At 66.7% G+C, this 11,786-nt stretch carries 10 protein-coding genes; 9 read left to right on the forward strand and 1 reads right to left on the reverse strand.

Annotated elements, in window-relative coordinates:
• Nucleotide 1: 1 nt before the first annotated feature.
• From M9799_RS16505 to M9799_RS16520, 4 genes are all read left to right on the forward strand, one after another.
• A complete protein-coding gene (locus M9799_RS16505) occupies nucleotides 2-1,570 on the forward strand; it encodes an ABC transporter substrate-binding protein (protein WP_231042399.1) in 1,569 nt (522 codons plus the stop codon).
• A gap of 12 nt (nucleotides 1,571-1,582) precedes the next feature.
• Nucleotides 1,583-2,917, forward strand: coding sequence for an acyl-CoA thioesterase/bile acid-CoA:amino acid N-acyltransferase family protein (locus M9799_RS16510; RefSeq protein WP_231042400.1), 1,335 nt, complete (start codon nucleotides 1,583-1,585; stop codon nucleotides 2,915-2,917).
• 147 nt (nucleotides 2,918-3,064) lie between these two features.
• The gene (locus M9799_RS16515; RefSeq protein ID WP_231042401.1) at nucleotides 3,065-4,180 is read left to right on the forward strand and encodes a CMD domain-containing protein; all 1,116 of its coding nucleotides are present in this window, start codon (nucleotides 3,065-3,067) and stop codon (nucleotides 4,178-4,180) included.
• Between the two features lie 127 nt (nucleotides 4,181-4,307).
• Nucleotides 4,308-5,084, forward strand: a complete 777-nt coding sequence (locus M9799_RS16520; RefSeq protein ID WP_231042402.1) for a DNA/RNA non-specific endonuclease — start codon at nucleotides 4,308-4,310, stop codon at nucleotides 5,082-5,084.
• Here M9799_RS16520 and M9799_RS16525 read toward each other — a convergent pair whose 3' ends face one another.
• Complete coding sequence (locus M9799_RS16525; protein WP_231042403.1) at nucleotides 5,085-6,056, reverse strand: FkbM family methyltransferase; 972 nt, start codon at nucleotides 6,054-6,056, stop codon at nucleotides 5,085-5,087.
• A gap of 319 nt (nucleotides 6,057-6,375) precedes the next feature.
• Between M9799_RS16525 and dusA the strand changes: the two genes are divergently transcribed.
• The 5 genes from dusA to dapD all read left to right on the forward strand — a co-directional run bounded on the left by dusA (nucleotide 6,376) and on the right by dapD (nucleotide 11,779).
• Nucleotides 6,376-7,335, forward strand: a complete 960-nt coding sequence (gene dusA / locus M9799_RS16530) for a tRNA dihydrouridine(20/20a) synthase DusA (protein WP_231042706.1) — start codon at nucleotides 6,376-6,378, stop codon at nucleotides 7,333-7,335.
• Nucleotides 7,336-7,444: 109 nt separating this feature from the next.
• The gene (locus tag M9799_RS16535) at nucleotides 7,445-8,986 is read left to right on the forward strand and encodes a polyhydroxyalkanoate depolymerase (RefSeq protein WP_231042404.1); all 1,542 of its coding nucleotides are present in this window, start codon (nucleotides 7,445-7,447) and stop codon (nucleotides 8,984-8,986) included.
• Nucleotides 8,987-9,000: 14 nt separating this feature from the next.
• Nucleotides 9,001-9,690 (forward strand): electron transport complex subunit RsxB, encoded by a 690-nt coding sequence (rsxB, locus tag M9799_RS16540; RefSeq protein WP_231042405.1) that lies wholly within the window; start codon nucleotides 9,001-9,003, stop codon nucleotides 9,688-9,690.
• A gap of 54 nt (nucleotides 9,691-9,744) precedes the next feature.
• Nucleotides 9,745-10,950, forward strand: coding sequence for a succinyldiaminopimelate transaminase (gene dapC / locus M9799_RS16545; protein WP_231042406.1), 1,206 nt, complete (start codon nucleotides 9,745-9,747; stop codon nucleotides 10,948-10,950).
• Between the two features lie 4 nt (nucleotides 10,951-10,954).
• Entirely contained in the window at nucleotides 10,955-11,779 is an 825-nt protein-coding gene (dapD, locus tag M9799_RS16550) for a 2,3,4,5-tetrahydropyridine-2,6-dicarboxylate N-succinyltransferase (RefSeq protein WP_231042407.1), read from the forward strand.
• Nucleotides 11,780-11,786: the final 7 nt, after the last annotated feature.

Here is an 11,786-nt window from a genome sequence, read left to right on the forward strand (position 1 = left end):
CATGCACACTGCTTCCCTTTCCGCCATCGCCATGGCCGCCCTGCTTGCCGTGTCCGGCGCCAGCGCCAAGGAGCTGAGCATCGGCTTCGCCGATCCGATCTCCTCGACCGATCCGCAGCTCAACAACCACGCCGGCGACCGCTCGCTGGCCCTGCACTTCTACGACTCGCTGGTGAACTCGCGCGACGGCGGCAAGCTCGAGCCGGGCCTGGCCGAGAGCTGGAAGACGCTGGACGACAAGACCTGGGAATTCAAGCTGCGCAAGGACATCAAGTGGCAGGATGGCAAGCCTTTCACGGCCGACGACATCGTGTTCTCCTTCGACCGCGCGCGCAACGTGCCCGGCTCGGTGGCCTCCTACCGCGGCGCGCTGCGCACCGTGGCCTCCACGACGGCCAAGGACCCGCATACCGTGATCGTCAAGACCACCGTGGCCAACCCCATGCTGCCGCTGGAGATCGCCTCGATCTACATCGTGAGCAAGCACGTGGGCGCGTCGGCCAAGAGCGAGGACTACAACGCGGGCAAGGCCAGCGTCGGCACCGGCCCCTACAAGTTCGTGTCGTACACCCCCGGCGACCGCACGGTGATGGAGCGCAACCCCACGTATTACGGCCCGCAGCAACCCTGGGACAAGGTCACCTACCGCTACATCAACAATGGCGCGGCGCGCACCGCGGCGCTGCTGTCCGGCGATGTGGACGTGATCGACAAGGTGGCCGTGACCGACGTCGCCAAGCTCAAGAAGACCTCTTCCGTCAGCGTCTATGAATATCCCGGCCTGCGCGCGCTGCTGATCCAGCCGAGCCTGCGCAAGGGCAGCAACGAATTCATCACCGACAACGCCGGCAAGCCCCTCGCCGAGAACCCGCTGACCGACCAGCGCGTGCGCTCGGCGCTGAACATCGCCATCAACCGCAAGGCGATCACCGACCGCATCCTGCAGGGCACCGCCACCGAAGCCAATCAGTGGATGCCCAAGGGCTCCTTCGGCTACAACCCCGACATCCCCGCCACGCCCTATGACGCCGAGAAGGCCAAGAAGCTGCTGGCCGATGCCGGATTCCCGCAGGGCTTCCAGCTGACCATCCACGTGCCTGGCGACCGCTATCCGCAGGCCCCCGAAGCCATGCAGGCCGTGGCCCAGTTCTGGACGCGCATCGGCGTGAAGACCAAGCTGGAGGTGGTGCCGTGGTCGGTGTACGCCAGCCGCGCCGGCAAGAACGAATACGCCGTGAGCGTCATTGCCTGGGGCAACGGCACGGGCGAGGCCGGCTACGGCCTGCTGCAGACCCTCGCGACCAACGATGCCAAGGCCGGCCGCGGCGCCAACAACTGGGGCCGCTACAGCAACGAGAACGTGGACAAGGCGCTGGACGCCGCGACCATCGAGTTCGACGCCAAGCGCCGCGAAGCCATCTTCCGCCACGCCGCCAAGCTGGTCACGGACGATGTCGGCCAGATCCCGCTGTTCCACTACAAGAACATCTGGGCGGCGAAGAAGGGCCTGAAGGTCGTTCCGATCCTGAGCGACCGGACGACCGCGCTGCAGGTCACGGGCACCAAGTAAGGCGCCTGCACGATGCATCCCGAACTCGAGATCACGCCGCAGACGGCGCTCATCGACGTGCCGCGGCGCATCGCGCTGCGCGGCCTGCCACCGGGCCAGCGCGTCACGCTGCAATCGCGCACCGTGCGCGGCCCGCAGGTGCAGTGGACTTCCGAGGCCAGCTTCATCGCGGACGCCGAAGGCTGCGTGGATCTCACGCGGGATGCGCCCGTGGCTGGCAGCTACAGCGGCGTATCGGCCATGGGCCTGGTCTGGTCGCAGACCAAAGCCGATGCCAACGCTTCGGCCGAGCCCTTTGCAGCAGAGCCAGCCGCTGCGCTGCTTACCGAGGTGCGCGCACTGCTGTCCGATGACGGGCCGGTGCTCACCGCCCGTTTCGTGCAGCAGCTCGCCGCCGAGGGCGTCACGCGCCGCGAGGTGCGCGACGAGGGCCTGTCGGCCGTGCTGTTCACCCCGGCCACGCCAGGCCCGCATCCCGTGGTGATGGTGCTCAATGGATCGGGCGGCGGCATCAACGAGCCGCGCGCCGCGCTCTATGCCTCGCGCGGCTACGCGGCGCTGGCCGTGGGCTACTTCAAGTGCCCGGGCCGTTCGGACTACATTTCCGACACGCACCTCGAATACTTCGAGACCGCGCTGCACTGGATCCACCGCGAGCTGCAACCCCGGGACGGCTTCGTCGCGCTCAGCGGCCAGTCGCGCGGCGGCGAGCTGGTGCTGCTGCTGGGCTCGCTGTTCCCTGAACTGGTCAAGGCCGTCATCGGCTACGTGCCCGGGGCCGTGGTGCACTGCGCGCAGAACGCCTGCGATCCCGCCACCGGCCGCGAAGGCCCGGCATGGATCTTCCGCGGCCAGCCCGTGCCCCATGTCTGGAGCGGCAACCGCACCGCGACCTGGGCCCCCTGGGACGACGGACCCGAACCGCGCCGCCATACCGCCGCCATCCTCACGGCACTGCAGGACCCCGAGGCCGTGGAGCGCGCACGCATCCGCGTGGAGCGCATCGACGGACCGCTGCTGCTGCTGTCGGCCACCGACGATGGCTCCTGGCCCTCCTCGCTCTACGGCAGGATGGTCAAGGAGCACCTGGCCGCGCACGGCCATCCCTATCCGGTCGAACACCACGACTGGGAGGGCGGGGGGCATGCGATCCTGTTCCCGTATGTGCCCACCACCCATCTGGTCTATGCCCATCCGGTGTCGAAGCGGCTGAGCACCACGGGGGGCACTCCGGCGATCAACGCGCAAGCCAACGAGGAATCGTGGGCGGCGGTGCAGGCGTTTTTGGCGCGGGCTACTGCGGCGCATGCAGCCAGAACCCACGTTCGCGCAGAGCGCTGCGGATGATCATCGCGGTCCTATAGCGAGGACGTTCATGGTTCGACAGGCTCACCACGAACGGATTGATCCGCCACCAGCGGTGTTTCCGTTCGTCCTGAGCTTGTCGAAGGATGGATGGCCCGACCTCAAGCCAAGCAATTTCTCTTTTCTGTTATGACTGACCTCTCGCACCTCGACCTCATCGATACCTTGGCCCACCTGGACCCATCCTCCCCCGTCCACGCCATACGCCACCAGCGCAACAAGGTCGTCGACGCCACCCAAGGCAGCTACCGCCAGCTCTTCGACCCGTCCCTGCCCGGCCTGACGCTGGGCGAGCGCCTGCGCGTTGCGCAGACCATTTGCCGGCTCAGCGGCAGCCAGTCCCTGCTGCAGCATTACACCCGGGCGCTGGAGCAGCAGCCCGCGCCCGCGAACGAAGCGCGCGAAGCCGCGCTACAGCGCTTTGCCACGCTGCTGACACACAAGCCCGTCGAAGGCGACCGCAGCAGCATCGACGCGCTGCTGGCCGCGGGCCTGCAGCCGGCGGAAATCATCGCACTGGCGCAGCTCATTGCCTTCCTCAGCTACCAGATCCGCGTGGTGGCCGGCCTGCAGGCGCTGGACGCGCTGGGCGAGGACCTGCTGGCAGCGCCAGCCGCCGCGTCCCCTGACGAGCCCTTCGTGCACCCGCACCACCTGCCCAAGCCCGGTGAAGTCCTGCGCATCAATGGCTTCACCAGCGAGACGCTGGGCTGGAAGGCCTGGGTGCCGGTGGTCAAACTCGACGAAGCCACGCCCGAGCAGCTGGCCATTCTCGAAGCCAGCCATCCGTCGGCCAAGACCAGCGACTATTACCTGGCGCTGATCCACCAGCCGCAGATCCTGCAGGAGCGCTCGGTGGTCTTCAACGCCATCATGTATGCGCCGGGTGGGCTGTCGCGCGCGGAGCGCGAGCTGGTCAGCGCGGTGGTCTCGCGCATCAACGGCTGCGTCTACTGCGCTTCGGTCCACGCCCAGCGCTTCGAGCAGCTGGCCAAGCGCAACGACGTGATCGCCCAGGTCTTCGAGAACCCGCACACGGCCGGCACCAACGCGCGCGAGAAGGCGCTGGTGCAGTTCGCCATCGACCTGACCGAAGCCCCGAACCAGCTGAGCGGCCAGCGCCTGCAGGCCCTGCGCGAAGCCGGCCTGAGCCACCTGGAGATCCTCGACGCGCTGCATGCAGCGGCGATCTTCGCGTGGGCCAACAGGCTGATGCTCAATCTGGGCGAGGCGGTGCATCCCTGAGGGGGCCGGCTGGCCGCAATGCCCGGGCGGCAACCGCGGTGCCTACATCCCATACCGCGCGCACCCGGCTTGGCGCGCGCGGGCCCGGGTGCACATTGGAGCCACGCCCACTCCAAGGAGCTGCACCATGGCCCGCCCTACCGGCGCGCTCCCGCGCCGCAACCCCGGATGGTGGCCGTTTCTTGCCACGGTGCTGTTGGCTCTGAACGCGCCCAGTGCGCTGCGCAGCGCGGCGCCTGCAGAGCGCGTATGGACCGAATTCGCGCAATGCAAGCATTTCTTTCCGGCAGGCCTGCCTCCCGTCGTGCCAAAGGCGCCGCTGCAGCGCGAGCTGTGCTTCGACGGCTTCGCCATCCTGCACGACGGGCAGACCAAGACCCCGGTTTTCGTTGCCGAGCATCTGGACCGGTCTGTGCTTCAGCAAGCGGGCAGGCTGCGGCGCAGCAACCATTTCTATGCCGAAGCGCGGCTTCCCGCCGAGGAGCGCGCGGAGGCGGCCGACTATCGCCATTCGGGCTATTCGCTCGGCCATATGGCTCCCGCAGGCGACATGGGCACCGCTGCGGCCAAGGCCCAGAGCTTCAGCCTGGCGAACATGGCGCCGCAGGATGTGGAGCTCAACAACGGCGCCTGGAACGACATCGAGCAAGACACGCGCAGATATGTGCGGCGTGCCCAGGCCGATGTCTATGTATTCACCGGGCCGGTGTATTCGCAGGCCGCCCCCTCCATCGGGGCAGGACGGGTGCGCGTGCCGCAGTACTTCTACAAGCTGGTGTATGACCCGAGCAGCGGCAGAAGCTGGGTCCACTGGCAGCCCAATGCCCCGCGGCGCCAGGTCAGCGAGCCGATCAGCTACGAGGAGCTGGTGCGGCGCACGGGCATCGAATTCGTGCCGCGCTGATCATTCGAGGGGAAACCTCGAGAACACGTACATGGGACTGGTGACGTGATAACCCTCGGGAAACCCCTTGACTGGAGGCAAGATTTTCAGTTCATAGCCATCGATCGATAGGAATGCCCTGCCCACAAAAGGATGGGAATCGATCATGCCGGAACGAAAATCGTCATAGAAATCATCGTACAGCTCCACGATGACTATGCGCGGCGGACACTTCCCGAGTGTCTTTTGCGCCCCTCTCACCGCGTCCAACTCCGCGCCCTCGATATCAAGTTTCCACACGTCGAATGCGCCAAAACTCTCCACCAGCTCATCGATGGTGGTGAGTTCAACCTCGGTTTTCTTCACCACCTCGCCAAATACCGACGGAAATATCCCGATCATTTCCGAATTCAGGCTGGAACCTTGGTTGTGCGCAGTGGATATATAGAAGTCAGCCTTGCCTGGGGAGGAGGATATTGCCTTGTTGACTGCAATCAATCCAGGCGGATTCAACTTTTTCAAGCGTTCGTACAAAACGGGCAGTGCTTCGACCGCAACCACTTTCCCGGCTCCGGCTTCAAGGCATTCCAGGGCAGTCATCCCGATATTCGCTCCTGCATCGAGCACGGTGTCGGACGGCCTCAGGAAATGCTGAAACAAGAACAAATCGATATCCGCCTGCGGATGGCAGACGTCGAGCAGCAAGCGCGCCGCATAGGCACGCTCATGCCTGTTGCTCAAATCAAAGGAAATTGAAGTCCCGGCAACATCAAAGCTGACATTCCCAGACTTTCTGATCAAACCTTCGATATCCGATAATTTTTGCATCAGCTTGACTCGCTTGGAATATGAAAATCTTTGCGCACCCGGGCGGGTAACCACGGCCCTGGCCTGCGCACCGCACACACCCTCCATACGTGCACCGTCGACATCGACGTCAGCGTACTTCGCAGTCGAGATGGTGGATTTCGGCGCACCGGCAGTGGGCAGCATTGTCGCAGTGCTCCGGCATGCCGGCGGCCAAAGCTGCAATGCGGGCTCGAGGCAGGGTTGGGGGCCGGCCAAGTCGGCGATGCCCCACTGGCAAATTGCCGCCCGATCAGCCATCGACGCGCCAGGGTCAAAGCCTTGGGCATCGGGGTTTGCGTCTCCATGTGCACAATACCGCCCTTGCCTGCCGCGCTGCCTCACGTCCACAAGGGGGGCCAGGCGTCGACCACCGCAGTGCCACAGGCGGTGCTACAGGCCCCGGATATTGCCCATGAACTCGCACGAAACCCAAGAAAATCAACCCATTGCGCTCAACTGGCGCATGTCCGTCGCGCCGATGATGGACTGGACCGACAGGCATTGCCGTTACCTCCACCGGCTGCTCACGCGCCACACGCTGCTCTATACCGAGATGGTCACTACCGGCGCGCTGCTGCATGGCGACGTGCCGCGCCATCTGCGCTTCAATGCCGAGGAACATCCGCTGGCGCTGCAGCTCGGCGGCAGCGAGCCGGCGGACCTGGCGCGCGCCGCGCGGCTGGGCGCGCACTGGGGCTACGACGAGATCAACCTGAACTGCGGCTGCCCGAGCGAGCGCGTGCAGCGCGGCGCCTTTGGCGCCTGCCTGATGAATGAGGCGCCGCTGGTGGCCGATGGGGTCAAGGCCATGCGCGATGCAGTGGACATTGCCGTCACCGTGAAGCACCGCATCGGCATCGACAAGGACGAGAGCTACGACTTCGTGCGCGACTTCATCGGCACCGTGGCCGGGGCCGGCTGCGAAGTGTTCATCGTGCATGCGCGCAATGCCTGGCTCAAGGGGCTGTCGCCCAAGGAAAACCGCGAGGTGCCGCCGCTGCGCTACGAGGTCGTGGCGCGCCTCAAGCGCGATTTTCCGGGTCTCACCATCGCCATCAACGGCGGCTTCAAGGACAGCGCGGCAGTGGCCGGGCAGCTGGCCGTGGTCGATGGCGTGATGGTCGGCCGCGAGGCCTATCACAATCCCTGGTGGCTGGCGGGGTGGGACGAGGAGTTCTACGGCGCGGCCCCGAGCGCGCTGACGCGCGAAGCCGTGGAGGAGCTGATGGTCGAGTACATGGAACGCGAGGCGCGCGAGCATGGCACCCATTGGTACAGCATCGCGCGCCACATGCTCGGCCTGCGCCACGGCCTGCCGGGCGCGCGCCGCTGGCGCCAGGCCTGGAGCGACCACCGGCTCAAGGGCCTGCCGGCGCGCGAGGTGATGGCGCTGGCGCGTACCGCGCCTTCCGTGCAGGACTGAGCCGATGCGGCACTCCATCCCTTGTAGGACTGTGCTGGCTCTGACGCCACAGGCAAGCACTCATGCCAGACAACTGCTATATTGCACTGCAACATAAAAGGTCTTGCCCATGCTTTACCAGATGTATGAAACCCAGCGGTCCCTCGTGGAGCCGTTCGCCGACTTCGCGCTTGCCGCCTCGAAGCTCTACAGCAACCCCCTGTCGCCCTTCAGCCAGACGCCGCTGTCCCAGCGCATCTCGGCGGGCTTCGAGCTGTTCTACCGGCTGGGCAAGGATTACGAGAAGCCGCAGTTCGGCATCACCACGGTGGATGTCGAAGGCGTGGGCGTGACGATCATGGAGCGCGTCGAGATCGACAAGCCGTTTTGCGAGCTGCGGCGCTTCAAGCGCTTCACCGACGAGGCGGCCACGCTGCAGACGATGCTGGCGCAGCCCGCGGTGCTGGTCGTCGCGCCGCTGTCGGGCCACTATGCGACGCTGCTGCGCGATACCGTGCGCAGCATGCTGTCGGACCACAAGGTGTACATCACCGACTGGAAGGACGCGCGCATGGTGCCGCTCGACCAGGGAGAGTTCCACCTCGACGACTACATCAACTACGTGCAGGACTTCATCCGCCACCTGCAGGGACAGTACGGCAATTGCCACGTGGTGAGCGTCTGCCAGCCCACGGTGCCGGTGCTGGCGGCAGTGTCGCTGATGGCCAGCCGCGGCGAGACCACGCCGCTCACGCTGACCATGATGGGCGGGCCCATCGATGCGCGCCTGTCGCCCACGGCCGTGAACAACCTGGCCACGACCCGCAGCCGCGATTGGTTCGAGAACAATGTGATCCACCAGGTGCCGTCCAACTATCCGGGCGCGGGGCGGCGCGTGTATCCGGGCTTCCTGCAGCACACCGGCTTCGTGGCGATGAATCCCGACCGGCACGCCACCAGCCACTACGATTACTTCAAGAACCTGCTCAAGGGCGATGATGCCGGCACCGAGGCGCACCGCAAGTTCTACGACGAGTACAACGCCGTGCTCGACATGGATGCGCCCTACTACCTCGAAACCATCCACACCGTGTTCCAGGACTTCTCGCTGGTCAAGGGCACCTGGGACGTCAAATCGCCCGAGGGCAAGCCGGAGCGCGTGCGTCCACAGGACATCGAACACAGCGCGCTGCTGACCATCGAAGGCGAACTCGACGACATCTCCGGCGCCGGCCAGACGCGCGCGGCGCACGGGCTGTGCACCGGCATCGCGCCCGAGAACCGCCACCATATCGAGGTGGAAGGCGCGGGCCACTATGGCATCTTCAGCGGCCGCCGCTGGCGCGAGAAGGTGTATCCGCAGGTGCGCGATTTCATCCTGGCGCACAACGTGCAGGCGCCCTCGCCGGTCGATGACGGCATCGGCCACGACGCCCCGTCCAAGGGGGCCACGGTCAAGGCGGCGTCGGCTGTGCTGGATCTCGACACCATCATCGAGCTGCCCGGCGAGACCATCGTCGACCTGGCACAAGTCACCCCGCCCGACACCGCCAAGACCGTGCTCGAAGCGGCGCTGGAAATGGGCCTGGCGCCCGAAACCGTCGACCAGGGCCCGGCGGCGCGCGCCCCCGAGGCGCCCAAGCGCAAGGCGCGCGGGCCGCGCCGCAGCTGAAGGAGGTCGCGTCCATGCCCGCCTCCGCCTTGACCGGCCTGGCGGCTCGCATAGACGCCGCCTTGCCGCAGACCCAGTGCACGCGCTGCGGCTATCCCGACTGCGCCGCCTATGCGCAGGCCATTGCCGCGGGCGATGCGCCCATCAACCAATGCCCGCCCGGCGGCGCCGAGGGCATTGCCCGGCTCGCGGCCATCACCGGCCATCCGGTGCTGCCTTTGTCCGCGGCGCATGGCCAGGAGGCGCCGCGCACGCTGGCCCTGATCGACGAGAACTGGTGCATCGGCTGCACGCTGTGCATCAAGGCCTGCCCCATCGATGCCATCGTCGGCGCCAACAAGCGCATGCACACCGTGATCGCGCCGCATTGCACCGGCTGCGAGCTGTGCATTCCCGTCTGCCCGGTCGACTGCATCAGCCTGACCCCGGCCAGCGGCAGCGCCACCGGCTGGGCGGCGTGGTCACAGCCGCAGGCGGAGCATGCGCTGGCGCGCTATGTCCGCCGGCAAAAGCGCCTGGGCGGATCGGCACGCGCGGCCGCGCCCAAGGCGGCCATGGCAGCGGGGCTGGAGGTGGCGTTGGCGCCAGCCGAGGTGCCGGCCGCGGTGCAAGCGGCTGCTGCGCCGGCGGCGGCGGTGGATCCCAAGAAAGCCGCCATTGCCGCCGCCCTGGCACGGGCGCGCGCCCAGCGCGCCCGGACCTGAATCCGGCGGGCGCCGAATTCGGCGCTGCCCGCCGCAGCATGGATAATGCGGGCAATGAATCCCCTGCTCCATCTCCTGCAGCCCTACCCGTTCGAGCGGCTGCGACAGCTTTTCGCGGGGGTCACGCCCGCGCCCGCGTACCGTGCCATCAGCCTGGGCATCGGCGAGCCGCGCCACCCCACGCCGCCCTTCATTGAAGAGGTGCTGGGCAACAGCCCGGGCGCCCTGGCCAAGTACCCGGCCACGGGCGGCGACCCGCGTCTGCGCGAGGCCTGCGCGCAGTGGATGAACCGGCGCTATGGCCTGGCGCTCGATGCCGCCACGCAGGTGCTGCCCGTCAACGGCTCGCGCGAGGCGCTGTTTTCCTTCGCGCAGACCGTGATCGACCCGACGCGCTCCGGTGCCACCGTGGTCTGCCCCAATCCCTTCTATCAGATCTATGAAGGCGCGGCGCTGCTGGCCGGCGCCAAGCCGGTCTACGTGCCCAGCGATCCGGCGCGCAACTTCGCCGTGGACTGGGACAGCGTGCCAGAGTCGGTCTGGCAGGACACGCAGCTGCTGTTCGTCTGCTCGCCGGGCAACCCCACGGGCGCGGTGATGCCGCTCAGCGAATGGGAGAAGCTGTTTGCCCTGTCGGACCGCCATGGCTTCGTCATCGCCTCCGACGAGTGCTACAGCGAGATCTACTTCCGCGAGGAAGCACCGCTGGGCGGGCTCGAGGCCGCGATCAAGCTGGGCCGCAACGACTTCAAGAACCTGGTGTCCTTCACCAGCCTGTCCAAGCGCAGCAATGTGCCTGGGCTGCGCAGCGGCTTCGTCGCCGGCGATGCGGCCCTGCTCAAGGCCTTCCTGCTGTATCGCACCTACCACGGCGGCGCCATGGGCCCGGCCGTGCAGGAAGCGAGCATCGCCGCCTGGAACGACGAGCAGCATGTGGTCGAGAACCGCCGCCAGTACCGGCAGAAGTTCGCCGAAGTCACGCCGGTGCTCGAAAGCGTGATGGACGTGCGCCTGCCCGACGCCGGTTTCTATCTGTGGGCCGGTGTTCCCGAATCCCTGGGGATGGACGACACCGAGTTCGCGCGCGCGCTCTATGCTCAATACAATGTCACGGTCCTGCCGGGCAGCTATCTGGCCCGGGATGTCGCCGGCCACAACCCCGGCGCCAACCGCGTGCGCATGGCCCTGGTGGCCGAGACCGAGGAATGCCTCGAGGCGGCCCGGCGCATCGTCCAATTCATCCAAAACCTGAAGAAGTAGTTTCATGACTCAGCAACTGCAATCCATCATCGACAACGCCTGGGAAAACCGCGCCAGCCTGAGCAGCGCCAGCGCCCCCGCGGAAATCCTCGACGCCGTCGAGCATGTCATCGCCCAGCTCGACGCCGGCAAGATGCGCGTCGCCACCCAGGAAGGCGTGGGCCAGTGGACCGTGCACCAGTGGATCAAGAAGGCCGTGCTGCTGTCGTTCCGCCTCAAGGACAACGAGCTGATCACCGCCGGCGGCCTGAACTTCTACGACAAGGTCCCCACCAAGTACCAGGGCATGTCGGAAGCCGAGATCGCCGCCACCGGCGTGCGCGTGGTGCCGCCCGCCGTGGCGCGCCGCGGCTCGTTCATGGCCAAGGGCGCGATCCTGATGCCCTCCTACGTCAACATCGGCGCCTATGTGGGCGAAGGCACCATGGTCGACACCTGGGCCACCGTCGGCTCCTGCGCGCAGGTTGGCAAGAACGTCCACCTGTCGGGCGGCGTGGGCCTGGGCGGCGTGCTCGAGCCCCTGCAGGCCAACCCCACGATCATCGAGGACAACTGCTTCATCGGCGCACGCTCGGAAATCGTCGAGGGCGTGATCGTCGAGGAGAACTCGGTCGTTTCGATGGGCGTCTACATCGGGCAGAGCACCCCGATCTACGACCGCGCCACGGGCGAGATCAGCTATGGCCGCGTGCCCGCCGGCTCGGTAGTGGTGTCGGGCAACCTGCCCAAGGACAATGGCCGCTACAGCATGTACGCCGCGATCATCGTCAAGAAGGTCGACGCCAAGACGCGCTCGACCACCAGCCTGAACGATCTGCTGCGCGACTGAACCGCGC

This window comes from Comamonas endophytica, from assembly GCF_023634805.2.
In the GTDB taxonomy this organism is placed as follows: domain Bacteria; phylum Pseudomonadota; class Gammaproteobacteria; order Burkholderiales; family Burkholderiaceae_C; genus Comamonas; species Comamonas endophytica.